Annotated in this window: 24 protein-coding genes; 5 read left to right on the top strand and 19 right to left on the bottom strand. The window is 73.2% G+C overall.

The annotated features are described in order from the left end of the window. Nucleotides 1-4 precede the first annotated feature (4 nt). The 3 genes from AB0A74_RS25375 to AB0A74_RS25365 all read left to right on the top strand — a co-directional run bounded on the left by AB0A74_RS25375 (nucleotide 5) and on the right by AB0A74_RS25365 (nucleotide 3,315). Nucleotides 5-1,003: an alpha/beta hydrolase gene (locus AB0A74_RS25375; RefSeq protein ID WP_358253130.1), complete on the top strand. Its 999-nt coding sequence runs from the start codon at nucleotides 5-7 to the stop codon at nucleotides 1,001-1,003. Nucleotides 1,004-1,153: 150 nt separating this feature from the next. Next, nucleotides 1,154-2,059: a bifunctional DNA primase/polymerase gene (locus AB0A74_RS25370; RefSeq protein WP_358253128.1), complete on the top strand. Its 906-nt coding sequence runs from the start codon at nucleotides 1,154-1,156 to the stop codon at nucleotides 2,057-2,059. After that, on the top strand, nucleotides 2,056-3,315 hold the full coding sequence (locus tag AB0A74_RS25365) for an SGNH/GDSL hydrolase family protein (protein ID WP_358253126.1): 1,260 nt from the start codon (nucleotides 2,056-2,058) through the stop codon (nucleotides 3,313-3,315). The genes AB0A74_RS25370 and AB0A74_RS25365 overlap by 4 nt, the downstream gene beginning before the upstream one ends. A 653-nt stretch (nucleotides 3,316-3,968) precedes the next feature. Here AB0A74_RS25365 and AB0A74_RS25360 read toward each other — a convergent pair. Genes AB0A74_RS25360 through hpaD form a run of 8 tightly spaced genes read right to left on the bottom strand, consistent with a single transcriptional unit; the run spans nucleotide 3,969 to nucleotide 11,237 of the window. Next, entirely contained in the window at nucleotides 3,969-4,355 is a 387-nt protein-coding gene (locus tag AB0A74_RS25360; RefSeq protein ID WP_358253124.1) for a nuclear transport factor 2 family protein, read from the bottom strand. 8 nt (nucleotides 4,356-4,363) lie between these two features. Continuing rightward, nucleotides 4,364-5,113 (bottom strand): MoaF C-terminal domain-containing protein, encoded by a 750-nt coding sequence (locus tag AB0A74_RS25355; RefSeq protein ID WP_358253122.1) that lies wholly within the window; start codon nucleotides 5,111-5,113, stop codon nucleotides 4,364-4,366. 9 nt (nucleotides 5,114-5,122) lie between these two features. Beyond that, on the bottom strand, nucleotides 5,123-5,917 hold the full coding sequence (locus tag AB0A74_RS25350) for an SDR family oxidoreductase (RefSeq protein ID WP_358253120.1): 795 nt from the start codon (nucleotides 5,915-5,917) through the stop codon (nucleotides 5,123-5,125). Continuing rightward, the gene (hpaE, locus tag AB0A74_RS25345; RefSeq protein WP_358253118.1) at nucleotides 5,914-7,392 is read right to left on the bottom strand and encodes a 5-carboxymethyl-2-hydroxymuconate semialdehyde dehydrogenase; all 1,479 of its coding nucleotides are present in this window, start codon (nucleotides 7,390-7,392) and stop codon (nucleotides 5,914-5,916) included. The genes AB0A74_RS25350 and hpaE overlap by 4 nt, the downstream gene beginning before the upstream one ends. Continuing rightward, nucleotides 7,389-8,321 carry a 4-hydroxy-tetrahydrodipicolinate synthase gene (gene dapA, locus AB0A74_RS25340; protein ID WP_358253116.1) on the bottom strand — a complete coding sequence of 311 codons (933 nt, stop codon included), beginning with the start codon at nucleotides 8,319-8,321 and terminating at the stop codon, nucleotides 7,389-7,391. Before dapA ends, hpaE begins: the two co-directional genes overlap by 4 nt. Then, nucleotides 8,318-8,983 (bottom strand): GntR family transcriptional regulator, encoded by a 666-nt coding sequence (locus AB0A74_RS25335; protein WP_358253114.1) that lies wholly within the window; start codon nucleotides 8,981-8,983, stop codon nucleotides 8,318-8,320. The genes dapA and AB0A74_RS25335 overlap by 4 nt, the downstream gene beginning before the upstream one ends. Then, nucleotides 8,980-10,377: a fumarylacetoacetate hydrolase family protein gene (locus AB0A74_RS25330; RefSeq protein ID WP_358253112.1), complete on the bottom strand. Its 1,398-nt coding sequence runs from the start codon at nucleotides 10,375-10,377 to the stop codon at nucleotides 8,980-8,982. Before AB0A74_RS25330 ends, AB0A74_RS25335 begins: the two co-directional genes overlap by 4 nt. Then, the gene (hpaD, locus tag AB0A74_RS25325) at nucleotides 10,374-11,237 is read right to left on the bottom strand and encodes a 3,4-dihydroxyphenylacetate 2,3-dioxygenase (protein ID WP_358253110.1); all 864 of its coding nucleotides are present in this window, start codon (nucleotides 11,235-11,237) and stop codon (nucleotides 10,374-10,376) included. The genes AB0A74_RS25330 and hpaD overlap by 4 nt, the downstream gene beginning before the upstream one ends. A 254-nt stretch (nucleotides 11,238-11,491) precedes the next feature. Here hpaD and AB0A74_RS25320 point away from each other — a divergent pair, with 254 nt between their 5' ends. Together AB0A74_RS25320 and AB0A74_RS25315 are read left to right on the top strand one after the other, a co-directional pair. Further along, nucleotides 11,492-12,457, top strand: a complete 966-nt coding sequence (locus AB0A74_RS25320; RefSeq protein ID WP_343931937.1) for a helix-turn-helix domain-containing protein — start codon at nucleotides 11,492-11,494, stop codon at nucleotides 12,455-12,457. A 95-nt stretch (nucleotides 12,458-12,552) separates the two neighbouring features. Beyond that, entirely contained in the window at nucleotides 12,553-13,977 is a 1,425-nt protein-coding gene (locus tag AB0A74_RS25315) for an aldehyde dehydrogenase family protein (RefSeq protein ID WP_358253109.1), read from the top strand. Nucleotides 13,978-13,979: 2 nt separating this feature from the next. Here AB0A74_RS25315 and AB0A74_RS25310 read toward each other — a convergent pair whose 3' ends face one another. The 11 genes from AB0A74_RS25310 to AB0A74_RS25260 form a co-directional block, all read right to left on the bottom strand. Next, nucleotides 13,980-15,008 (bottom strand): helix-turn-helix transcriptional regulator, encoded by a 1,029-nt coding sequence (locus tag AB0A74_RS25310; RefSeq protein ID WP_358253107.1) that lies wholly within the window; start codon nucleotides 15,006-15,008, stop codon nucleotides 13,980-13,982. Nucleotides 15,009-15,089: 81 nt separating this feature from the next. Continuing rightward, entirely contained in the window at nucleotides 15,090-16,046 is a 957-nt protein-coding gene (locus AB0A74_RS25305) for an alpha/beta hydrolase (protein ID WP_358253106.1), read from the bottom strand. Further along, the gene (locus AB0A74_RS25300) at nucleotides 16,046-16,777 is read right to left on the bottom strand and encodes an SDR family oxidoreductase (protein WP_358253104.1); all 732 of its coding nucleotides are present in this window, start codon (nucleotides 16,775-16,777) and stop codon (nucleotides 16,046-16,048) included. Before AB0A74_RS25300 ends, AB0A74_RS25305 begins: the two co-directional genes overlap by 1 nt. 19 nt (nucleotides 16,778-16,796) lie before the next feature. After that, nucleotides 16,797-17,909: a zinc-binding dehydrogenase gene (locus tag AB0A74_RS25295; protein WP_358253102.1), complete on the bottom strand. Its 1,113-nt coding sequence runs from the start codon at nucleotides 17,907-17,909 to the stop codon at nucleotides 16,797-16,799. A gap of 1 nt (nucleotide 17,910) precedes the next feature. Then, complete coding sequence (locus AB0A74_RS25290) at nucleotides 17,911-18,657, bottom strand: dienelactone hydrolase family protein (protein WP_358253101.1); 747 nt, start codon at nucleotides 18,655-18,657, stop codon at nucleotides 17,911-17,913. Between the two features lie 17 nt (nucleotides 18,658-18,674). Continuing rightward, nucleotides 18,675-19,541, bottom strand: a complete 867-nt coding sequence (locus AB0A74_RS25285; protein WP_358253099.1) for a branched-chain amino acid ABC transporter permease — start codon at nucleotides 19,539-19,541, stop codon at nucleotides 18,675-18,677. Between the two features lie 2 nt (nucleotides 19,542-19,543). Further along, nucleotides 19,544-20,698, bottom strand: coding sequence for an ABC transporter substrate-binding protein (locus AB0A74_RS25280; RefSeq protein ID WP_358253097.1), 1,155 nt, complete (start codon nucleotides 20,696-20,698; stop codon nucleotides 19,544-19,546). Nucleotides 20,699-20,715: 17 nt separating this feature from the next. Beyond that, nucleotides 20,716-22,437 (bottom strand): ATP-binding cassette domain-containing protein, encoded by a 1,722-nt coding sequence (locus tag AB0A74_RS25275; protein ID WP_358253095.1) that lies wholly within the window; start codon nucleotides 22,435-22,437, stop codon nucleotides 20,716-20,718. Between the two features lies 1 nt (nucleotide 22,438). After that, nucleotides 22,439-23,119 (bottom strand): ABC transporter ATP-binding protein, encoded by a 681-nt coding sequence (locus AB0A74_RS25270; RefSeq protein ID WP_358253093.1) that lies wholly within the window; start codon nucleotides 23,117-23,119, stop codon nucleotides 22,439-22,441. 126 nt (nucleotides 23,120-23,245) lie between these two features. Further along, the gene (locus AB0A74_RS25265) at nucleotides 23,246-23,677 is read right to left on the bottom strand and encodes a hypothetical protein (RefSeq protein ID WP_358253091.1); all 432 of its coding nucleotides are present in this window, start codon (nucleotides 23,675-23,677) and stop codon (nucleotides 23,246-23,248) included. An 18-nt stretch (nucleotides 23,678-23,695) separates the two neighbouring features. Continuing rightward, nucleotides 23,696-24,802: a class II histone deacetylase gene (locus AB0A74_RS25260; protein WP_358253089.1), complete on the bottom strand. Its 1,107-nt coding sequence runs from the start codon at nucleotides 24,800-24,802 to the stop codon at nucleotides 23,696-23,698. Nucleotides 24,803-25,092 lie beyond the last annotated feature (290 nt).

Below are 25,092 nucleotides of genomic sequence, written 5' to 3'. Positions count from 1 at the left end.
TTCCTTGCGGTACTCACTGGCCGCCGGCGCCGTCGCGCTGCTCGTGGCGTCGTCCCTGACCACCGCGTCCGCCGCCGGCGCGACCTGCCGGGACGTCTACGCCCCGGTGCGGGTCCTCGGGCAGCAGCACACGATGCACGGCGAGCTGTGCACGCCCCCCGGCGGCGCGTCGACCGTGCAGGTCCTGGTCCCCGGCGCCACCTACAACAGCGCGTACTGGAACTACTCCGACGGCACGCACTCCTTCCGCGCCGCCCAGAACGCCGCCGGCTTCGCCACGTTGACCGTGGACCGGCTGGGCACCGGCGCGAGTTCCCGGCCCCTGGCCGTGGCGCTCACCGGGTTCGTGCAGGCCGACGCCCTCCACCAGGTGGTGCAGGGCCTGCGGTCGGGCGCGTACGGCCGGTCGTTCGACAAGGTGATCACCGGCGGCCACTCGCTGGGCGCGGCGATCGCCGTGCTGGAGGCGGGCACTTACGGCGACGTGGACGGCGTCCTGGTGACCGGCATGACGCACCGCGTCAACCCGGCCGGGGTGGCGGCGGCGTTCGCCAACTTCGTGCCCGCGAACCTGGACCCGAAGTTCGGCCTGTTCTACCCGGTCGGCTACCTCACCACCGCGCCCGGCACGCGGTACGAGAGCTTCCACGCCCCCGGTTTCCTCGCCCCGCCGCTGGAGGAGGAGGAAGAGTCCACAAAGGACGTCTTCTCCGCGACCGAGGCCGCGGACGGCCTGGGCGTGTCGGTGCTGCTGCCCTACAGCCTGCTCATCGACGTGCCGGTGATGGTGGCCGTGGGCAGCCGGGACGCGGCCGTGTGCGGCCCGCTGGCCACGGACTGCTCGACGTCCCAAACCCTGCTGGACGCCGAGGCCCCGTACTACGGCGGCCCGGTGCGGGCGTTCAGCCTCCCCGACCACGGCCACTCGATCAACCTCGCCCCCAACGCGGGCGAGTACTACTCGGCCGCCGCCGCCTGGGCCGCCCAGGAAGTCGGCCGGTGACCGGCGCGCGGGGTCCGCACGCGCCGCGGACCCCGCGCGACGGGTGGCCCACCCCCGAACGGACGCCTGTACGCACGGCCTCCCACCAGGGAGGATGAAGGTGCGGCGCGCTTCCCCCACGCCGAGCCGGCGAGGCGAGGGGGTTTCGGCATGGGCGCGTTCGAGGCGAGGTTGGCGGCGGCGATGGCCGCGGTCGAGCGGGGGTGGCCGGTCTTCCCGCTGCGGCCGTTGGGCAAGGTGCCGGCGCTCAGGGACTGGGACCGGCGGGCGACGCTGGACCGGGACCGGGTCGAGGCCTGGTGGCGGCACCGGCCCTACAACATCGGGATCTCCTGCCGGGCGGCCGGGCTGCTGGTGGTGGACCTGGACCAGGGTGTTCCGCACGGCCGGGACGTGCTGGCGGAGCTGGCGCGGCGGCACGGCGCCGAGGACCCCGTCGACACCTACACCGTGTTCACACCCAGCGGGGGCGAGCACCGGTACTTCAGAGCGCCCGAGATCCCGTTGCGCAACACCGTCGGCAAGCTCGGCCGGCACGTGGACACGCGGTCGGCCGGCGGGTACGTGGCGGCGGCCGGGTCGATCCGGCACATGACCAGCGGGTTGCGGCTCTACAAGGCGGTGCGGGACGTCGAACCGGCTCCCGCGCCCGACTGGCTGGTCCGCCTGCTCAACCCACCGCCACCGCCGCCACCGCCCCCGACGGCGTCCGCGGTGCCCGCGCCGCGCCGGGTGCGCGCGTACCGGGCCGCCGCGCTGGACGGCGAGGCGCACCGGGTGCGCACCGCCCTGCCCGGGACGCGGGCCAACGCGCTGTTCACCGCCGCGTGCCGGTTGGGCGAACTGGTCGGCGCGGGCTGGCTGGACGAGCAGGACGCCGCCGCCACCCTGCTCGACGCCGCCGCCCGCCACAACGGCGTCGAGGGCTGGACCGAGCGGGAGGCGCGCCACCACGTCGCCAACGGCCTGGCCACCGGTCGGCGCAACCCCCGGGTCATCCCCGACCGCGCGGTTCCCGAGCCGCGCGCGCCCGAGGCCGGACGAGTAGATTGGTGATCATCGATCAACGCCTACTGGGGGCACCAGCGATGAAGAAGCTCGCCGCAGTCCTGCTCACCGCGGTGGTGGCGGTGGCACTGGCACCCGCCGCGGCGGCCGACCCCGGACGCGGGTTCACCGCGATCTGGGGCGCCGCGCAGCACGCGCCCAGCGACGGGTTCGGCCCGACCTGGGGAGTGACCGGGTTCGACAACCACACGCTGCGCCAGGTGGTGCGGCTCAACGGCGGCGGTCCCGCGCTGCGGATCCGCCTGTCCAACACCTACGGCACGCGCCCGCTGGAGGTGACCGGTGCGACGATCGCCCGCACCGGCTCCGGCGCGGCCGTGCAGCCGGGATCGGTGCGGCACCTGCGGTTCCGCGGTGACCGTTCGGTCGTGGTGCCGGCCGGGGCGCAGACCGTCAGCGATGTGGCGGTGTTCCCCGTCGCGCCGCTGTCGAAGGTGACCGTCACGCTGTACCTGGCGTCGCCGACCGGCCCCGCCACCGGTCACTTCTTCGCCGGCGCCACGTCGTACCGCGCGGTCGGCGACCACCGTTCCGCCGCGGGCGGGGAGGCGTTCACCGAGACCTCGCAGTCGTGGTTCTACCTCAGCGGGGTGGAGGCGGTGGACACCTCGCCGCGCCGCGACACCGTGGTGGCCTTCGGCGACTCGATCACCGACGGCGCGCTGTCCACGGTCGACGCCGACAACCGCTACCCCGACGAGCTGGCGGAACGCCTGCGGGGCCGCAAAAACGTGGTGAACGCGGGCATCGGCGGCAACCGGGTGCTCAACGACTCGACGTGCTTCGGCGAGAAGGCCACGACCCGCTTCGCACAGGCGGCGCTGGCCCAGCCCGACGTCCGCACGGTGATCGTGCTGGAGGGCATCAACGACATCGGCTTCCCGCAACTGGGCCACGCCTGCGCACTCCCGGCCCCGAAGGTGACGGCGGCCCAGCTCATCGAGGGCCACCGCGAACTGATCCGCCAGGCCCACGCGAAGGGCGTGCGCATCCTCGGCGCGACCCTGCTGCCGTACAAGGGCGCGGCGTACTTCACCGAAGAGGGCGAAACCACCCGGGACGCGCTGAACGAGTGGATCCGCACGTCGGGCGAGTACGACGCCGTGATCGACCTGGACCGTGCCCTGGCGGACCCGACCGACCCGGACCGCATGCTGCCGGCCTACGACAGCGGCGACGCCCTGCACCCCGGCGACGCGGGTTACCGGGCAATGGCCGAGGCCGTGGACCTGTCCCTGCTGTGAAGAGGTGTGGGCCGCTCCACGCAAGAGCGGCCCACACCGCCCCAGCGCCGCAGGCGCAATGCTTTTCCTATGGGCTATTTAGCCACGGGAAGGGCCTCGGTCTCCCTCCGTACGGCCTGGGCGCAGCCCAACCACAGATCGCCGGGGTTGGCCTGAAAAAGTTTTGCGAGGAACGAGCAAAAGTTTTTTGGACAACCCCGGCGATCTGTGGTTGCCTCCGGCAGGCCGTGCGGAGGGAGACCGACGCTCTTCCCCTCCGGGGGCCTGCCTGCCGGCGAGGCTCTTTTTCTTTTGAGCGCGCAGCGCGTTTCGGCTGTTCAAGCGCTTGAAGCTCTTTGAGCGACGCGCGTAGCGCTCTCAAGCGAACGCGCTGACGCGCTCTCAAGACAAAAGCGCCTCGCCGGCGGGCAGGCCTCCGGGGAGGAAAAGCTAAAAGCGGGGGCTTTTCCGTCCTCCCCGTATGGCCTGGCGGAGCCAACCACAGATTTCCCCGGGTGCCGCTAAAATTTTTGCTCTTTCCTCACAAAAATTTCGGCTGCACCCGGGGAAATCTGTGGTAGCCCTTCGGGCAGGCCATACGGGGAGGACGGAAAAGCCCAAAAGCAGGCGCGCTGGCGCGCGCCCCTCAAGACAGGGCACGCGCTTCGCGCGTTTCAGCTCTCCGCTGCCCTGATCAGTGCCGTGTCGGCTACCTGTTCGAACGACGTCACGCGGCCGTCCGCCACTCGCCACACGTGGGTGAACCGGGCCGTCATCGCCTTGCCCGTCGTTCGGTGGACCCCGACGTAGTCGCCCAGTGCCACCACCGTGTCGCCGGCGTCGAGCACCTCCGACACGTTGGCGCTGAACGACACCCACTCGGCTCCGATCCGGTGGAACACGTTCTCCCGGATCGCGTCCACGCCGAAGTAGGTGCCCGCGTACGTGGAGCCCGCCGCCTCGGTCCACCGGGCGTCCGGGGCCAGTGGGGCGAGCATCCCGTCCAGGTCGCCCCGTTCCGAGGCGGCGTAGTGGGCCTGGACGACTTCCAGTGCAGACATCGGTCCCCTCACACGGGCTGGTCGTCGCCGGGGTAGGTGACCCGGCCGAGTGGGATGACGTGCGCGCCGCCGGGGGCGTGGCGGACCTCGCCCGAGCCGTTCAGGCCGAAGAACACGCCGGTGGTGCGCATCGCGTCCAGGTCGTACAGCCACGTCGTGGCGACCGGGATGCGGAACTCGCGGAAGGTGAACACGTACCGGTTGTCGCCGATCTTCCACGCCGTCGCCAGGTCGACGTCACCATGTCCCCGCTGCTCACCCACCAGGCACTGCCAGGCGTAGCGCTCCGAGCTGAGGTACACGTGCTCGTAAAGGTGGTTGGGGCTGTACCGGTAGAGCGCCCGCCACCCGATCAGGTCGCGGGTCTCCTCGGGCGCCTCCCCCGACGGCTCCTCGCCGGTGTCCAGGACGCCGGGCCGGAACTCCTGCGACACCTGCGGGACTCCCGGTGTCGCCTCCTCCGCGATGGTGGAGGTGACGGTGAGCGTGCGCAGCGTGTTGACGTCCGCGATCACGACCTCCGCCCGCCGCGGCGCGTCGCCGAACGTCCGTGAGACGAAGAACGTCCCCGGCGCGCCCTCGACCGCGTCGTACGGGTCACCGGTGTCCAGGGTGGACTCGTCGGTGAAGGTCAGCGTCGTGGTGCCGCCGTCGTCGTGCCGCACGGTCCACTTCAAGCCCGCCAACGCGTTGCTGCGCGGCAACCGGTTGCCGTCGATGCCCGCCGCGAAGTCGTCGACGGTCTTCCACTCCGACATGGGTCCTCCCTAGGCCAGTGCGATGGTGGGCAGGTCTACCGCGCTCGCGCCCGCGTCCGCGGTGACCACGGCGCCGGTGACGATCGAGGCGTCCGGCGAGGCCAGGAACGCGATGAGCGCGGCCACCTCGTCGGCCTCGGCGGGCCGGCCCAGCGGGGTGTTGGACGTGACCAGGGCGTACGCGCCGGCCCGGTCCAGGCCCTTGGCGGCGGCGAAGCGGTCCATCTGCTCGTCGGCCATCGTGGTGCGGACCCAGCCGGGGCACACCACGTTCGCCCGCACGCCGAAGCGCCCGTAGTCGCGCGCGATGGACCGGCTCAGCCCGACCAGGGCGTGCTTGGTCGAGGTGTACCCGGCGACGCCCGGCCCGGCGAACAACCCGGCCAGCGACGACACCAGCACCACCGACCCGCCGCCGTCGGTCAACTGGGGCAGCGCCTCCCGGATGGTGACGAAGGCGCTGGTCAGGTTGGCGTCCAAGGACAACCGCCACGCCTCGTCGGTGGTGTCGCCCGCGGCCCCGACGCCGTGCCCGCCGGCGTTGGCCACGACGACGTCCACGCGCCCGAACCGGTCGGCCGCCCGCGCCACCACGTCCGCCATCGCGCGCCCGTCGGCGGCGTCGGCGGGCAGCGCCAGCGCCGAGTCGCCCAACGGCCCGGCGACCTCCTCCAGCGGTCCGGGCCGGCGCCCGGTCAGCACGACCCGGCCGCCCTCGGCGACGATCCGGCGCGCGGTGGCCGCGCCGATGCCCGTGCCCGCGCCGGTGATCAGGGCCACCCGGCCCGCGAAGCGGTCGCTCATCGCGCCGCCCCGAACCGCGGCGGCGTCAGGTCGCCGACCGCCACGTGCACGGCCCGCAGGTCGCTGTAGAAGTCGATGCTGTGCGCACCGCCCTCCCGGCCGACACCGCTGGCCTTGATGCCGCCGAACGGCGTGCGCAGGTCCCGGACGTTGTGGGAGTTCACCCACACCATGCCCGACTGCACCGCCCGCGCGACCCGGTGCCCGCGCTGGAGGTCGGAGGTCCACACGTACCCGGCGAGCCCGTACTTGGTGGCGTTGGCCAGGGCCACCGCCTCCTCCTCGGTGTCGAACGGCGTCACGCACACCACCGGCCCGAAGATCTCCTCCTGGAAGACCCGCGCGTCCGCCGGAACGTCGGCGAACACGGTGGGGGACAGGAAGTTCCCCTCGTCCAGCCCGGCGGGCCGCCCGCCGCCCGCGACCAGCCGCGCCTCGCGCTTGCCGGTCTCCACGTACTCCATGACCCGCGCGTAGTGCGCGGGGTGGATCAGCGCGCCCACCTCGGTCGCCGGGTCCGACGGCAGCCCGACCCGCACCGCCGCCGCCCGCGCCGCGAGGGCCTCGACGAACGAGTCGTAGATCTCCCGCTGCACCAGCACCCGCGACGACGCCGTGCAGCGCTCGCCGTTGAGGGAGAACACGCCGAACACGGCGGCGTCCACCGCCCGGTCGAAGTCGGCGTCGGCGAAGACCACGCACGGCGACTTGCCGCCCAGCTCCATCGACACCTCCTTGAGGTGCTCGGCGGCCGTGCGCATGATGATCTGCCCGGTGCCGCTCTCGCCGGTGAACGACAGGCGCGGCACGTCCGGGTGCGCCACCAGCGCCGCGCCGGCCGACTCGCCGATGCCGTGCACCAGGTTGAACACGCCGTCCGGCACGCCGGCCTCGGCCATGATCCCCGGCAGCAGGCTCGCCGACAGCGGCGACCACTCGGCGGGCTTGAGCACCACCGTGCACCCGGCCGCCAGCGACGGCGCGAGCTTCCAGGTCTCCAGCATGAACGGCGTGTTCCACGGCGTGATCAGCCCGGCGACGCCGGCCGGCTGCCGGATCGCGTAGTTGACCTGCTTGTCGCCGACCAGGTAGGCCTCTTCGTGCTGGGCCACGATGACGTCGGCGAAGTACCGGAAGTTCTCCGCCGCCCGGTGCGCCTGGCCGCGCGCCTGGGTGACCGGGAGGCCGGTGTCGAAGGTCTCCAGCTCGGCCAGCCGCTCGGCGCGCGCCTCGATGGCGTCGGCGATCCGGACCAGCACCTTCGCGCGTTCCCGCAGGGACAGCCGGGGCCACGGCCCGTCGGTGAACGCCCGGCGGGCGGCGGCCACGGCCAGGTCGATGTCGGCCGGCCCGCCGGCGGCCACGCGGCCGTACTCGGTGTTGGTCACCGGGTCGGCGACGCCGAAGGTGGCGCCGTCGACGCTGGGCACGTCCTTGCCGTCGATGTGGTGCAGCAGTTCGTTGGGGATGTTCATGCGGTGGCTCCGGCGGGTTCGAGGAGGTCGGCGGCCTGGGCGCGCAGCGCGTCGATGCGGGCGAGGCCGGCGGGCGTGGGGGAGACCAGGGGCGGGCGGACGTGGCCGCTGGCGATGCGGCCCAGGTCGGCGAGCACGTGCTTGGCGGGCGCCGGGTTCGTCTCCACGAACAGCAGCTCCACCAGCGGGTGCAGGCGGTAGTGCAGGTCGATCGCGGCGTCGTGGTCGCCCGCCGCGTACAGCTCGTACATCCGCGCCACGGCGGCCGGGGCGAGGTTGGCCAGGGCGCTGACGAACCCGGCGCCGCCGATCGCGAGCAGCGGCAGGCACAGCAGCTCGATGCCCGACCACATCAGGAAGTCCCGCCCGCACTTGTGCAGCACGTGCGAGAAGTGCTCGAAGTCCTTGGTGGTCTCCTTGATGCCCACGATGTTGGAGTGGGCGTGGCGCAGCTTGGCCACGGTGTCGGGCGCGATGTCCACGGCCGTGCGCGACGGCACGTTGTAGATCACGATCGGCAGGTCGGGGAACTCCCGCGCCACCGCGTCGTACCAGGCGAACAGCCCTTCCTGGGTGGGGCGGCTGTAGTACGGCGTGATCACCAGCGCCAGGTCCGCGCCGAGCCGGCGGGCCTGGTCGGTCAGCTCCAGCGTCTGCTTGAGCGTCGCCGCGCCGGTCCCGGGCAGGAACGGGATGGCGTCGCCGGTCTCCTCGGCCACCACGCGCATCGCCGTGACGCGCTCCTCCAGCGACTGCGCGCTGGGCTCGCCGGTCGAGCCGCCGATGGACACGCCGTGCGAACCGGCTTCCTTCTGCCAGCGCACCAGCGCGCGCAGGCTGTCGGTGTCCAGCTCGCCCTCGGCGGTGAACGGGGTGACGACCGGCGCGATCGAGCCGCGGATGGCCGCCGGGTCGGAACGGAACCTCATGTGTGGAACTCCCCTGGGAACGGGGCCGCGGTCACGGCCCGGAGGGTGTTGAGCTTGTGGTCGCGGGCGTAGCGCTCCACCTGGTCGGCGGGAGCGCCGGCGCGCAGCAGCCGCAGCAGCTCGGCGTGTTCGGCGACGGACTCGTGCGCCCGGCCGGGCACGAGGGTGAACGTGGTGCGCCGGCTCAGGTCCAGCCGCGACCACTCGGTGGTGATCAGCTCGCGCAGCCGCGGGTTGGGCGACGCGCCGCACAGCAGCAGGTGGAACTCGCGGTTGAGCCGGGTGAAGCCCAGCGGGTCGAACTCCACCAGCGACGCGGCCATCAGGTCGTTGAGGTGCGCGGCCCGGTCCAGCAGGGCGCGGGTCAGCACCGCGCCCGCGACGGCGTGGCCTTCCAGCAGGGCCAGGGTCTCCATCGTGTGCCGGTAGCCGTCCGGGTCGAACTCGGCCACCTGCGCGCCGACGTTGGGCTCGAACACCACCCAGCCCTCGGCCTGCAACCGCCGCACGGCCTCGCGCACCGGCACGGGGCTGACACCCAGCTCGCGGGCGATCCGGTCGAACACCAGCCGCGCGCCGGGCCCGTACCGACCCCGCACGATCCGGTCGCGCAGCGTCTCGTACGCGTACTGGGTCTTGGACTTCGTGGCGGGGACGGTCATCCGTCCCACCGCTCGTACTCGGCCCGCGCGGCCTTCCCCAGCGGGTAGAGCCCGTCCACGGACGCCCCGGCGGAGACCCGTTCGAGGATGAACCGCTCCTCGCGCTCCATCGCCAGCGCGTCGGCGGCCACCTCGTCCACCAGCGCGGGCGGGATGAGGATGACCCCTTCGGCGTCCCCGACCAGCACGTCACCGGGCCGCACCAGCACCCCGGCGCACGCCACGTCCACGCCGACCTCCCACGGCACGTGCCGCCGCCCCAGCACCGCCGCGTGCGCCCCGGCGCTGTAGGCGGGCAGGTCCAGCTCGGCGAAGGCCGGGCTGTCCCGCAGGCACCCGTCGGTCACGACCCCGGCCGCGCCGCGCCGCAACGCCCGCATGGCCAGGATGTCGCCGAGGGTGCCCGCGCCGTGGTCCTCGCGGGCGTCGATGACCAGCACCTGCCCCGGCCCGATCGCCTCGACGGCCCGCTTCTGCGCGTTCATACCGCCGCCGCGCTCGGCGAACTGGTCCTCGCGCAGCGGCAGGAACCGCAGGGTGTGCGCGACGCCGACCATGCGCAGGTCCGGCCGCGCCGGGGCCAGCCCGGTCAGGAACGTGTGGTTGAGCCCGCGCTTGCGAAGCTGGCTGGACAGCGTCGCCGTGGAAACCTGCCGCAACGCGGCCTCGGTCTCGGGCTTGATGGCGGGCACCTCGCCGCCGACCGCCGCCGCCCGGTCCGCGACCGTCACGCGGGGCCGTGCGCCGGGCCCGTCGAGCTTGGCGCCCTCGCGGACCACGTTCCGCAGCCGCGCGGTGTCGTTCAACGCCACCTCGACGACGTCGCCGGGGGAGACCACGGTCGCCCCGGTGGGTGTGCCGGTGAGGATGACGTCCCCGGCCTCCAGCGTCACGTTCCGGCTCAAGTCCGCGATCAGATAAGCGAAGTCGAACAACAACTCGCCGGAGTTGTCGTCCTGCGCCAACTCGCCATTAATCCACGTTCGTAGACGAATGTTGGACAGGTCCACCCCGCGCGGGTCCAACAACACCGGACCGATCGGCGTGAACCCGTCCGCGCCCTTCGACCGCAGGTTCGACCCGCGATCCGCGTAACGCAGATCGTGCACACCGAAGTCGTTCGCCGCGGCGATACCGCCGATGTGCTCGACGGCGTCCTCACGTGACACGCCAGCCGCGCGCTTGCCGATGACGAGCGCTATTTCACCCTCGAATGCCGCCAACTCCGTGCCCGCCGGCCGGACCAGGTCGCGCCCGGTCCACGACAACGACGACGGCGGTTTGAGGAAATAGGACGGTTCCTCCGGGAACCGGCCCCGTTCGGCCGCGCGGCTGCGGAAGTTCAGGTGCACCGCGATGATTTTCGACGGTTGTAGACCCAAAGGGTGTGTCATGCCTTGAGCCCGTCCGGGATGGGGAAGTCCACGATGACCTGGCCCGTGCCGCTGCTGGGGAAGTAGTCGCACAGCTGCTCGCCGTGACCGGTGTAGGCGTCCCAGCCCAGGATGCCGAACAGCATCGCGGTGTCGGCCATGGCCGCCTCGCCGGTGAACCGCTCGTTGTAGGCGGGCAGCGCGGCCAGGAACTCCGTGATCCGCCCGGAGCCCCACTGCTCCAGCACGAGCCGGTCGGCCTGCTCGTTGATGGGGTTGCTGATCCGGTCCAGGTACTGCGAGGACACCTCGTTGGGCGGGAACTGGTGCGACAGCGACCCGCTGGCCAGGAACGCCACCTTGCGGTCGCTGCGCAGCACCGCCCGCGCGATGGCCTCGCCCACCCGCCGGTTCTCGTCGATGGACGAGTAGATGTTGCACCCCACCGGGACCACGGCGATCGGGTCGCCGTCGCGGTTCATGAAGTGCATCGGGACCAGCGTCGCGTACTCCAGGCCCAGGTCCTTGACGTCGTGGACCATCGCCTTCTGGCCGCCCGCGGTGATCTCCTCGCCGATCAGCGCGGCCAGCTCCGGGCAGCCGGGGTAGTCGTACTCCAGGTCCCGGATGAAGTGCGGCAGCTCGTGCGAGGCGTAACTGCCCTGGTGCCGGGCTTTTCCGTTGACGTGGAAGCTCATGCTGTTCATCCAGTGCGAGTCGGCCACGACGAAGGTGTCCGCGCCGCGCTCCTTCGCGCGCCGCCCCACCTCCGCCAGGCCCAGCTCGGCGGGCCTGCGGATGCCGTGGTGCTTGCCCGGGTGGATGGACAGCCAGATCGACGGAACATGCGTGATCTTGGCGGCCAACACGACCTCACCCATGGTCACCTCCGCATCGGGGATCGTGTAGCGGATCGAATACGATCCGCGCTCGGCACGTGTCCACGCGCCGGCCATCCAGGTCTAACAGGACGGTCCTGACCTGCGGTTGACCGCCGGCGCACGCTGTTTGACCCACCGCGCACCGCTGGTTGAACTTTTTACGACTCGGCAACAACCCCTTGACGAACAGCGGAACGCGGACGACCGTGCCCATCACCGATCTCACGCAGCGTCACGAGCCCTGGAGGGCGACGATGTCCTACGTGCTGACCACCGCGGGGGTCCCCGCGACCCAGCAGTTCGACCTCTGGCAGTCGGCGGTCTCGCAGACTTTCGTTCCCCTGGAGGCCACCACCGGCGAGCACTCGGCGTTCCGGGGCCGCCTGCGCGGCCGGAACCTGGGCAGCGTGGCCGTCTACGAGGCCTCCGCCGACGCGCACACCGTCCGCCGGACCAGCCGCACGATCTCGCGTGCGGCCCCGGAGTACTACAAGCTGAGCCTGCAGTTGCACGGCACGGCGAAACTCAGCCAGGACGGCCGTCAGGCGGCACTGCGGCCCGGCGACTTCGCCATCTACGACACGACCCGGCCGTACTCGCTGGCGTTCGACGACGTGTCGTCCACGCTCGTGCTCATGTTCCCCCGCTCCATGCTGTGCCTGCCGACCGGTCAGGTCGAGCAGTTGACCGCGATCCGGTTCGCCGGCGGCCAGGGCGTGAGCGGCATCGTGAGTACGACGCTGGTGCAGTTGGCGCGCAACCTGGACGACCCGCTGGTGCACGGAAGTGTCCGCCTGGCGCGCAACGTCGTGGACCTGTTGGGCACGGCGTTGGCCGACCAGGTCGATTTCCCGGACGTGCCGGCGGAAACGTCGCGGGCCGCGATGCTGGTGAAAATCAAGTCCTACGTGGAATCGCACCTGGAGGACCCGGACCTTTCCCCGGGCGACATCGCGGCGGCCCACCACATCTCCACGCGGTACCTGCACAAGCTGTTCAGCGAAGCGGGCACGACGGTTTCGGCGTGGATCCGCCACCGCCGCCTGGAGCGTTGCGGGCAGGACCTCGCCGATCCCGGCAAGCACCAACTCGCCATCGGCGTGATCGGCGCGCGGTGGGGCCTGGTGGACGCCTCCTACCTGAGCCGGGCGTTCAAAACCGAATACGGCCTGTCCCCGTCGGAATACCGCCGCCGCAGCGTGGAACACCGCACCGCCTAGGCACCGACCGACAACCGCAGTGCACCCGCAGCCAAGCCGAGCGCCCCGGACGGCCCCCACACTGGCCGCGTTCAGCCAGTCAGAGGGGAGTCGACATGCGCGCGACAGGTCTTTTCATCGGCGGCCGGTGGGTGGCGGCGACGGACACCTTCACCACCACCGACCCGGCCACCGACGAGCCGCTGGCCGAGGTGGCCGACGCGACCGACGCCGACGTGGACGCGGCCGTGGCGGCGGCCCGGGACGCCCTGCCCGCGTGGCAGGCGCTGCCCGCGACCGAGCGGGCGGCCCTCCTCTGGCGCCTGGCCGACCTCGTCGAGGCCGACGCGGAGAAGCTCGCCGAGCTGGAGACCCGCGACCAGGGCCAGCCGCTGCCGGTGGCCCGCAACGTCAGCGTGACCGGCGCGGTCGAGCACTTCCGCTACTACGCGGGCTGGGCGACCAAGATCGACGGCGCGGTGCGGCAGGTGTCGTTCCCCAACACCCTCCAGTACGACAAGCGCGTCCCGGTGGGCGTGTGCGCGCTGATCGCCCCGTGGAACTTCCCGCTCATGATCATGGCGTGGAAACTGGCCCCCGCCCTGGCGTGCGGCAACACCACGGTGATCAAGCCCGCCGAGCAGACCCCGCTGACCACCATCCGCCTGGTCGAGCTGTGCGTGGAGGCGGGCTTCCCGCCCGGCGTGGTCAACCTGGTCACCGGTGGTCCCGCCACCGGTCAGGCGCTGGTGCGCCACCCCGGCGTGGACAAGGTCTCCTTCACCGGTTCCACCGCCGTGGGCCGGGAGATCGTCGCCGCGTCGGCGCACGACCTCAAGCGCGTGACCCTGGAACTGGGCGGCAAGACGCCGACCGTGGTGGCCCGGGACGCCGACATCGACGCGGCCGTGTCCGGCACCATCGCCGGCGGCTTCCTCAACACCGGCCAGGTGTGCGCCGCCTACGCCCGCCTCTACGTGGACCACAAGCGCCAGGACGAGTTCACCACCAAGCTGGCCGACGCCGCGTCGAAGCTGCGCCTGGGCGCGGGTCTGCACCCGGACACCGACCTCGGCCCGCTGGTCAGCTCGGAGCACCGCTCCCGGGTGGACGGCTACGTCCGGGGCGCGGTCGCCGAGGGCGCGGACCTGCTCACCGGCGGCTCCTTCGGCGACGGCCCGGGCCACTTCTACCGGCCGACGGTGTTCGGTTCGGTGGCCGACACCATGACCATCGCCCGCGAGGAGGTCTTCGGGCCGGTCCTGGCGGTCCTGTCCTACGACGACGAGGACGAACTCCTGCACCGCGTGAACGACTCGCCGTACGGCCTGGCGGCGTCGGTGTGGAGCAACGACCTCCGCACCGCGCACCGGCTGGCCGACGGCATCCGCGCGGGCGCGGTGTTCGTGAACATGGCCTGCATCCCGGACGCGGCGGCCCCGTGGGGCGGCTTCCGCACCAGCGGCTGGGGCCGCGAGATGGGCCCGTACGCGATCGACGCCTACACCGAGATCAAGGGCATCTGGATGCACCACGGCTGACGTCAGATCCAGTAGGGGTCGGCTCCGCGCGTCAACCGGGCGAGCGGGCCGACCCCGTCGTCGTCCGACGACGGCCGCACGAACCCCGCCCGGGCCGCCACCCCCGCCGCCTCGCCGCGGGACTGGCAGTCGAGCTTGGTCAGCAGCCGCTCGACGTACGTCTCCACCGTGCGCCGGCTGACCACCAGCGCCTCGGCGATCGCCTGGTTCGACAGCCCGGCCACCAGCCCGGTCGCGATGTCCAGCTCGCGCGCGGTCAGGCCGGACGGGTTCTCGAAGGGCGTGCAGGCCACCACGACCCCGACCCGTGCCCCGTTCACCACGCGCAGCAGCCGCACCCGCCACCACCCGTCCCGCGACGGCCACAGGAACGGCACGGTCCGCACGCCCAGCGCGGCGAACGTCTCCGCCAGCTCCCGCACCCCGGGGTCGTCCGCGACCGGGGCCGGCGCCCGGCCCGCCACCGCGCCACCCGCCGGCACGACCCAGCTGGCCGTCCACTCCGGACCGAACCAGGCGTCCAGGTTGGGGCAGTACAACGGGTCCACGCGCCGGGCCAGCGCCGTGCCCACCGCCGCGGTGAACGCGCGCGCGGCCTCGTCGAACGCGCCCCGCACGGGGGCGTTGGCGTGCAGCACCCCCATCACCCGCGGCGAGCCGCCCACCCGCAGGACCGCGGACAAGCCGTCGTCGAACCCGGCCGGCCGCAGGCGTTCCTGGTAGTGCGGAGAATCGCGGAAGTTGTGCGGCATGTCGTCCATCAGCAGCGGCACGGCGGAGTCGAACAGCTGGCCGCCCCACCGCGTCCGCGGCAGCTCGTGGGCCAGCTCCTGGCTTATGCTGTGGTTGTAGCCCTCCTCGGCGAGCACCACGAAACCGCGGGCGACCGGGTCCCAGCCGGTGATCTGCACGGCGCACAGGTCCGGCAGCGCCGCGCGGAGGGCGGCGAACACCTCGCCCCACTCCACGGCCGCGCCGCTGCCCAGGGCGGAGCCGATGCGGACCGCCGAGGCGAGCATCGTGGTGTCCATCACGCCTCCTCGGTAGGCGGACAACCTACGGTGCGTGACGGGAGGCGGGCAACACCGAGGAACCGTCGGGTGCGCTGCCGGTCAACCACCGGTCCCGTGAGGCCAAGGCACCTCCTGCGCGAACGCCGCCCGCAACGCCGCCGCCGCGCGGGCGTGCGCCTGGGCCGACACCGACAGCCGGTCGACCAGCAGCGCGAAGAACCCGTGGATCTGGCCCTCGTAGCGCAGCAGCGTCACCGGCACGCCCGCGTCCAGCAGCCGGTGCGCGTACTCCTCGCCCTCGTCGCGCAGCGGGTCGCACTCGGCGGTCATGACCAGGGCCGGCGGCAGGCCGCGCAGGTGGCCGGCGGCCAGCGGGGCCAGGTAGGGGTCGTCCAGGTCGCCCGCGTCGCGCGGGTACTGCCGGAAGAACCACTCCATGCCCTCGCGGCTGAGCAGGTGCCCCTCGCCGTAGTCCACATAGGACTTGCGGTCGCTGGGCGGTGCCATCACCGGCGCGGCCAGCAGTTGCAGCGAGATCCGCGGCCCGTCGTGGTCGCGCGACATCAGGCTGACCACGGCGGCCAGGTTGCCGCCCGCGCTCTCGCCGCCGACCGCGAGCCGCCCGTCCACGCCGATCTCGCCGGCGTGCCCGGCCACCCAGGTCAGCGCCGCGTAGGCGTCCTCGACGGCGGCGGGGTAGCGGTGCTCGGGCGCGAGGCGGTAGGCCACCGACACCACGACCATGCCGACCGCGTTGCACAGCGCCCGGCAGGTGGCGTCGTTCTCGTCCACCGACCCGACCACCCACCCGCCGCCGTGGAACCACACCATCGCCGGGAACGGCCCGTCCCCGTGCGGCCGGTAGACCCGCACCGGGATCGCGCCCGCCGGGCCGGGGATGGTCCGGTCCTCGACCGAGTCCACGACCTCGCCCCGCCCCGACGACCGCCACACCTCGGCGAACCGCGCCCGCACCTCCGCCGCCGGCGCGTCGAACCGCATCAGCGCGGCGGCGCTGTCCTCCAGCACCGCCCGCGCCTCGGGGTGCAGGGCCATCACACGCTCCTCAGCAGCTGTCCGCCGTCGATCGGCAGGACCGTCCCGGTGACGTGCCGCGCCTCCAGGGAGGTCAGCAGCAGCACGGCGGGCACCAGGTCGTCGGTGGTCGCGAGCCGGCCCAGCGGGATCCGCTCGACCCACGGCGCGCGCGCCGCCGGGTCGGCCAGGGCGGCGGCGGTCAGCGGCGTCTCGACCGGGCCGGGCGCGACGGCGTTGACCCGGATGCCGTGCGGCGCCAGTTCCAGCGCGGCCGAGCGGACCAGGGCGTTCATCGCCGCCTTGGTGGCTTCGTAGTGGCCGAGCCCGACCGTGGGCTGGAACGACCCGGCCGAGCTGATGTGCACCATCGCCCCGCCCCGCCGGGCGGTGGTCATCGCCTCCCCGACCACCCGGGTCAGCAGGAACGTGCCGCGCACGTTCACCGCGTAGGCGGCGTCCAGCGCCGCCACGGGTAAGGCCAGCAGCGGCCCCACCCCGCCGACCACGCCCGCCGCGTGCACGAGCACGTCGATCGGGCCCAGCTCGGCCACGGTCTTCGCCACCCCTTCGCGCACGGCCGCCTCGTCGCGCACGTCCATCTCCACGGGCAGCGCGCCGAACTCGTCGGCCTTGCGGGCCAGGCCCGCCGGGTCGACGTCCGCGACCGCCACCCGGTGCCCGCGACCGGCCAGGGCGGTCGCGATCGCCCCGCCGATGCCGCCCGCCCCACCCGTCACCAAAGCCACCATCACGCAACCCCCAGCATCTCTAGTCCAGTCCCGGGTCCACGACGGCCTGCACCGCCGCCATCGACGCCGTCTCGCTGATCGCCCGCCCCGCCCCCGACAGCCCGACCGGGGGCGAGAACAGGGCGTCCCACTCGAACCGGCCCGCGCAGGCCGACAGGAAGCGCAGGCCCAGGAACAGGTCCGACACGTCGCCGTTGAGCGACCCGACGACCCGGATCTCCCGCATCAGCACCACGTCCAGCGGCAGCGCCGCGGCCTGCGCGCCGGCCAGCCCCACCACGACGTGGGTGCCGCGCGGCGCGCACATCAGCACGCCCTCGCGGTTCGCGGTGGGCCCGCCCGCGAAGTCCAGCACCAGGTCCGCGCCGCGCGCCTCGGTCAGCTCCTCCACCTGCGCGACCCGCTCGTCGGGGTCGGTCACCGCCGTCACGTCGATGACGTGGTCCGCGCCGAACGCGGAGGCCACCGCCAGCCGGTGGGCCGGCCCGCCCAGCGTGATCACCCGCCCGGCGCCGGCCACCCGCGCGTAGGCGGTGGCGACCAGCCCGAGCGGGCCCGCGCCCTGCACCACCACCGCCGCGCCCGGCCGCACCCCGCCCGCGTTGGCGAACGCCCGCACGACCGTCTTGACGGCGCACCCCGCGGACGCCGCCCACGTGTCGGGCACCTCCGGGGCCACCACCAGCCGGTGCGCGCCCGGCGGCAGGTAGGCGTACTCGGCCAGCCCGCCGACCGCGTAGGGCCACCGGTCGGCGCGCTGCCCGAACCCGTACCCGCGGTGCTCGCACAGCACCGGTTCGCGCAGCACCGTGCACGCCCGGCACCGCCCGCACACCGACTCCGACCACACCACGCGGCTGCCGACCGCCACCGGCCGGCCGACGGCGTCCGAGCCCGCCCCGGCGCCCAGCGCCACGACCGTGCCGACCATCTCGTGCCCCAGCACGATCGGCAGCCGCACGAACGGCAGCGCGCCCCGCCACAGGCCCGCGTCCGTCCCGCACAAGGTGGTGCACGAGATCCGCACCAACGCCGACCCGGCGGGCAACTCCTGCGGCAACGGCAGTTCGGTCACCTCCAGCGGGGCGCGGAACTCGCGCAGGACCGCCGCGCGCGTCGACGTCGGCCGCACGTCAGCCCGCCGTCGCCCGCAGGAACGCCAGCACCCGGGCCCACGCGTCGGCGGCGTTGTCGGCCTGCTCGGGCAGCGCGCCGTCGAAGAACGAGTGCGGCGCGTCCGGGTAGAGCCGGAACTCGTGCGGCACGCCGGCCTCGGACAGCTCCAGGTCGAACGCCCGGTTGTCCTCGACCGTGGTGAGCACGTCCGCGCCGGCGGCGAGCACGAGCAGCGGCCGGGTCATCCGCCCGATCAGCTCCCGGCACTCCGCCGGCCGCCCGTAGAACCCGACGACCCCGGCCAGCCGGGGCTGCAACGCCGACTGCGCCCACGACATCGCCCCGCCCAGGCAGAACCCGACGGTGAACGGCGCGGTCACCGGACCCATCTCGCCGGAGACCAGGTGGTCCACCGCGGCGACGATGTCGTCCTGCGTCCGCTCCCGGTCCAGCTTCGCGACCAGCGAGAACCCGTCGAAGTCGGCGTCGCGGACGTCGTCGTCCGCGACCCGGCCGTAGTAGTCCAGGACCAGCGCGGCGACGCCCGTCGAGGCGAACCGCCGCGCCAGGTCCCGGTAGAACTCGTGCGCGCCCCGCACGTCGGGCAGCAGCACGACGCCGGCCCCGGTCGGGGTCTCCGGGACGGCCCGGTAGGCCAGGAACCCGGCCCCGTCGGCCGAGGTGAGCCGCAGTTCACCGGCTTCGGCGACGGCACTGGTGGCCTCGGGCGGCGCCGGGGGACGCGACTCGTCAGCGTGACACATGAGATTCCCTTTCGGTGTTATGCGGCGGAGTCCCACCGGTCCCGGCGGCGCGTCCAGAGCAGGACGACGAGGACCACCAGGAACGGCAGGACGCCGCGGTAGTGCTGGAGCGCGACGACGGTGCTCGCCAGGCCCTGGAGCACTCCCAGGGCGACGCCGCCGACGAACGTCCAGGTGAAACTGCGGAAGCCGCCGACCAGGGCCGCCGCGAGCGCGGGCGTGACGAGCAGGGCCTGCGCGCCGAAGTCGCCGGCCAGTTGCGGCGCGACGACCATGACGGCCAGCGCGCCCGCCGCGCCGGCCACCGCCCACACCGCCAGCGACAGCCGGGGGACCCGGATGCCGACCAGCTGCGCCGTGGTGGGCCGCTCGGCCGCCGCCCGCAGCAGCAACCCGACCCGGGTCCGGCGCAGCACGACCGCCGGCAGCACGGCGAACAGCGCGGCCAGCAGCATGGTGACCACCGCCGCCCACGTCACCACCACGCCGCCCAGGGTCAGCGCCGGCCCGCCCAACGGGTTGGGGAACCGCCGCGGGTGCTGCGCGCCGAACAGCCGCAGCCCCAGCGCGACCAGCCCGGTGTAGGCGGCGATGGTCACCGCGGCCTTGACCCCGACGCCGGCCTCGGCGAACCACCGCACCACCACCGCGCCCAGCCCCGCGTGCAGCGCCGCGGCCACGACCAGGCCGCAGGGCGCCGCCACCGCGAGCGGCACGCCCGCGTCGAACAGCACGACCATCGTGAACGCGCCGAACGCGCCCACGGCGGCCTGGGCGAAGTTGACCACCGCGACGAGCCGGTGGGTGAGCAGCGTGGACAGCCCCAGCAGGGCGTAGGCCCCGCCGGTGGCCAGTCCCGCGACGGCGGCGGACAGCAGCAGCACGGTCAGGCGCCGGGGACGGTGATGAACGTGTCGTCCACGACCACCCAGCGCAGCCCGGTGAGGCGGACGATCTTGGAGCCCTGGTTGGGCGCGTGGCTCTCGCCGGGTCCGAACTCCCACGGCGTGCCCAGCATCGGGTCCTCGATGGGCGTCATGTCCCGCAGCGCGGCGTTCACCGAGTCGCGGGTGACCTCGCCCTTGATGGTCTTGAGCACCTCGACGGTGAACTTCGCCGCCAGGTACCCGCCCTGGGAGAACGCGGTGGCCTGCGCGTCGGCCCGGGTGACGGTGGCCCGCCAGCCCTTGTTGGCCAGGCTGTCGGAGGTGAACGGCTCGAACTCGCTGCCCGCGTAGACGTTCAGGCCCAGCCCGCCGACGGCCTTGGCGACGCTGTCGGTGTAGGCGGGGGCCAGCAGCAGGAAGTCCACGTCGTCCATGCCCTGGGTCTTGGCGGCCTGCAACCACGGCACGACCAGCGACTCCGCCGGGTTGAACAGGACCGCGTCGCAGCGCGCCTGCTTGGCCTTGAGCAGGTAGGGGGTCAGGTCGCCGCTCTGCGGCACGGTCATGTCGTTGACGACGAGCTTCTGCCCGCTGAGCTGCTCCCAGCGCTCCAGCGCGACCTTCACCGCCTCCTCGCTGCCGGGCAGCACGACGGTGAAGTTGCAGACCCGCTTGTCGTTGAGCTTCTGCGAGGCGTGCAGCAGCACCGCGGTCATCAGGGTGAACGGGCCGACGTTGACCGGGGCGATGTTGGGGCTCTGGAAGCACTTCGGGGTCGCGGCGACCGCCATGACCGAGCTGATCCGGGCCTGCCGGTAGAAGGCGTCGTTGACGTCGCAGTCGGTGAAACTGGCCGACCCGGCCATCGCGACCACGCCCGCGTCGGCCAGTTCACGCGCCACCTGGGCGGCGCGCTGCGGGTTGCCCGCGTCGTCCTTGACGACGTACTCGATCTTCTTGCCGTTCACGCCGCCCTTCTCGTTGGCGTCGTCGAAGACCTGTTGCGCGGTCTTGACCACCTCGGCGGTGATGAACTGGCCGGTCAGCCCCGCGATGGCGCCGATCTTGATGGTGTCGTCGCCGCCGCTGCCGCAGCCCGCCAGCGCGGACGCCGCCAACGCGGCGGCGGCGAGGACCGCTTGGTGCCTTCTCATCGTCAGGTCGTTTCCTCTCAGGGGGTTGCGGAACCCAGGTAGGCCGCGACGACCGCGGGGTCGGCGAGGACGTCGTCGGGCGGGCCGACGGCGATGACGCGGCCGAAGTCCAGGACCACCACGGAGTCACACGTGGCCCGGACGAGTTCGATGTCGTGCTCCACCAGCAGCACGGCGGTGTCGAAGCGCTCGGGCACCTCGGCGATGCGGCGCTGCACCAGTTCGGTCTCCGCGCCGGAGTGGCCCGCGGCGGGCTCGTCCAGCAGCAGCACCGCCGGGCGGCCCGCGGTCAGGCCCGCGACCTCCAGCAGCCGGCGGGTGGCGACGTCCACGCACGCGATCGGGACGTCGGCGGCGGGCAGTTCGAACAGCGCGAGCTGCTCGTCCACCTCGGTGGCGTCGAGGGTCCGGCCGGCGGCGACCTGGAGGTACCTGCCGACGGTGAGCGCCTCGGGGACGCGGAGCTGTTGGAAGGAACGGCGCAGACCGGCGCGGGCGCGGCGGTGGGCGGGCAGGGCGTCCACGGGCCGCCCGTTCAGCAGGACCGCGCCGTCGTAGTGGTCGGTGAACCCGGTGACCGCGTTGATCAGGGTGGACTTGCCCGCGCCGTTCGGGCCGACCAGGCCGACGACGTGCCCCTTGGGGACGACCAGGTCCACGCCGTCCAGGGCGGTCAACGCGCCGAACCGCACCCGCAGGCCGCGCACCTCCAGCGCGGGCGTGGCGTCGGCGCATTCGAGGGGCGCGCGCAGGCGCAGCGGCACCAGCGGCTTGGGGTTGGCGGCCGGGATGGGCAGGTCCCCGGTCCGCCGGCGGCGGCGCGCGGCGCGCAGCAGGTCGGTCTGGCTGCCGCCCAGCCGCAGCACCTGCACCGCGCCGACGCCGAAGAACAGGGCGGCGAGGTCCTGCGGGATGCCGACCGCGTCGAGCAGCAGCGGGAAGAACGCGCCCATCACGCCGCCGGCGATGGCGCCCTCGATGTTGTGGGTGCCGACGAACAGGGCGATCGCGAACAGCGACACGGACGCGAACGTCGTGAAGTTGCCCGCCGCGACCACGCCGAGCTGCCCGGCCATCAGCCCGCCGCCGACTCCGGCCACGAACGCGCTGAGCGCGAACGCGGCGAGCTTGCCGCGGGCGACGCTGGTGCCGTGCGCGGCGGCGGCCCGTTCGGAGTGGCGGATCTCCAGCAGCGCGCCGCCGACCCGGCTGCGGTCCAGGGCGCGCAGGCCGAGGAAGATCGCGGTGACGACGGCGAGCGTGAACACGAAGTAGCCGCTGTCGTCGGTGAACCCGTCGGGGCGGCGGACGAAGGTGAAGTCGTCCTGACCGGGGAAGGCCAAACCGCCGAAGACCACGTCCAGCGCGGTGGCGAAGGTGAACGTGGCCACGGCGAGGTTGACCCCGCGCAGCCGCAGCGCGGGCAACCCGATGAGCACGCCCGCGACGGTCGCCGCCAGCCCGCCCAGCGGCAGCCACGCGTAGAAGCCGCCCGGCACGTCGGCGACGTTCGCCCAGCCCACCACCCACGCGCCGATCGCGGCGAAGCCGAGCTGGCACAGCGAGATCACGCCCGCGCGGCCGGTGATCAGGCCGTAGCTCTGCATGAAGACGGTGGTGACGGCCGCGCCGGTGAGCAGGAACGTCAGGTAGCTGGACGCGAACCCGACCACCAGCGCCGCGACCAGGGCCGCGCCGAGGACGCCGGCCACCACCGGGCGCTTCGCGACGATGTCCACTTCAGACTCCGCTTCCCAGGTACAGCGCCCGCAACAGGTCCCTGTCGGCGCGCAGGTCGGCGCCGCGGCCGTGGAACACGACCTCGCCGCGCGCCAGCACGTACGCGCGGTCGGCGATCTCCAGGGCGAGCGAGGCGAACTGCTCGACCACCAGCACCCCGATCCCGCCGTCGGCCAACTCCCGCACCGCCCGCGCCAACCGCCGCACCACGATCGGGGCCAGCCCCAGCGACATCTCGTCGATCACCAGCACCTTGGGCCGGGTGAGCAGGGCTCGGCCGACCACCAGCATCTGCTGCTCGCCGCCCGAGAGCAGCCCGGCCGGCACGTGCGCCTGCTTGCGCAGCTCGGGGAACAGCCCGAACACCCGCTCCGCGTCGCGACCGGCGGTCCGCAGGTTGTCCAGCGCCGACATCTCCCGGAACACCGCCCGGTCCTGCTCGACGTGCGCCAGCCCGTGCCGAACCCGCTTCCAGGCCGGCCACCCCTCGACCCGCTCGCCGGCCAGCACGATCCGCCCGGTCACCGGCACGACCCCGGCGACCCCTTCCAGCAACGTCGTCTTGCCCGCGCCGTTGGCCCCGAGCAACGCCACGACCTCACCCGCGCCGACCCGCAACGACACGCCGCGCACGATCGCCAACCCGGCCCGGTCGACCGAGACGTCCTCAATGGACAGCACAACTCACTCCTGCGCCAGCACTTCGGGGGTGGTGGGCACAGAGTGGTCCGGCGAGAGGTGTTCAGCGGTCCGTAAAAATACCGAAGTCCGCTGTCAACGCAGGTGAGGGCCGCTCGTAAGCATGCCTCAGGCGGACGGGTCGCGCCGCTGTTCGTCCTCGTCGCGCCACTCGTGGACGGTCGCCGCGCGCAGGGCGTGGCCGACGACCTCCCACGAGTTCCACGGCAGGGACCGCCCGCGCGCGGCGTAGTGCGCCTCCGCCCCGCGCAAGCGGTCCGCGAGCGCTCCCAGGAAGTCGGGCAGGGTGTGGTGGTCCCAGTTCGCGGGCGGCCCGTGCGACCAGTCGTCGCGCAGGGCCTCGACCAGCGCGGTCAGGCGGTCGTTGTGGCGCGCGGCGGGCGCCGAGGGACAGCCCGCCACGCCGCAGTCGTCGTCCGGGTCGGCGTCGAGGTGCTCGAACTCGTAGTGGAAGCACACGTAGTGCATCCCCTCGAACAGCTCGTAGTCCACCCACACCGGCCGGGAGCAGCGTCGGCAGTCGCCCTCAGCGCGAGACACGCCCCGATCATCCCCGGCTCACCCGATGTCGGCGACCAGTTTCTCCGCCGCCGCGATGGCGGCGTCCTGGTGCGGTTGCAGCTCCTGCTGGCCCTGGTTGTCGAAGTTCACCGCGAACGGGTCCTCCAGCGGCTCTTCGACCCCGGCCAGCACCTCGATCACCGCGTGCGCGCAGAACGGCACGTACACCGGGTCGTACCCGCCCTCGTGCGCGAACGCGATCCGCCCACCGCACAGCGCCGCCGCCTCGTCCACCAGCATCCGCCCGATCTCCCGGTACCCGGACGCGGTCACCATCATCCGCGCCAACGGGTCCACGGCGTTCGCGTCGAACCCGGCCGCCACCAGGACCAGGTCGGGCCGGAACCGGCGCAGCGCGGGCAGCACGACCCGCCGCACCGCCTCCAGGTAGCCGCCGTTGCCCGTCCCCGGCGGCAGCGGGAGGTTCAGCGCGTACCCGAACCCGGCGCCCGAACCGCGCTCGGTCACGTGCCCCGAGTCGGGCGGGAACACGCGGTCCTGGTGCACCGAGACGGTCAGCACGTCCGGGTCGTCCTCGAACGCGGCCTGCGTGCCGTTGCCGTGGTGCACGTCGATGTCCACCACCGCGATCCGCCCCACACCCCGCGACCGCCGCACCGAGGCCGCCGCGATGGCGAGGTTGCCCAACAGGCAGAACCCCATCCCGACGTCGGCCAGCGCGTGGTGACCGGGCGGGCGGACCAGGGCGTAGGCGTTGTCCACCTCGCCGTCCACCACGGCCTCCACGGCACGCACCACGCCCCCCGCCGCGAGCCGCGCGACGTCCAGCCCGCCGGGCCCGAACGGGCTGCCACCGTCCCCGGCGTCGCCACCGGTGTCGTTGGCCGCGACCAGCCGGGCGAGGTGGCCGGGCGTGTGCACCAGCAGCACCTCCTCGTCGGTGACCGGGCGCGGGGCCAGCCGGGTGAGCCGCTCGACCAGCCCGCTGACCACGACCAACTCGTGCACGCGCCGCTTGGCCTCGGCGTTCTCGAAGTGGCGGTGCGGCTGCAGCCCCCGCCGGGGGTCGGCGGGCAGCAGTCCGGCATGCGTTCCGGTGTCGTGCCAGCCGTAGACCTCGTGGTACACGTAACCCGTCGACATGCGCCGAATCCTGGTCGCGCCCGCCCGGCCGCGCTTGTCCACCAGCGCCCGGCGGTTGACCGTCGGCGATCGGCTCCCCCGCCCCGGCAGCTCACCGTGACGCCGCCGGCACGCTTCTCCCGCGCCGCAGGCGCGTCGCTTTTGCGCCGAAGGCGCTACGCCGAGCTGCAAGCCCACGGGAAGGGCCTCGGTCTTCCTCCGTACGGCCTGGGCGCAGCCCAACCGCGCTTTGGTCTTCTCCGCAACCAGCTTTTCCGGTTGCGGTGAAGACCAAAGGGTGGTTGCCTCCG

The organism is Saccharothrix sp. NPDC042600, from assembly GCF_040647305.1.
GTDB classification, from domain to species: Bacteria; Actinomycetota; Actinomycetes; order Mycobacteriales; family Pseudonocardiaceae; genus Actinosynnema; species Actinosynnema mutabilis.
Note: the sequence above shows the minus strand (reverse complement) of the source record. Positions and strands in the feature narration are given on the sequence as shown.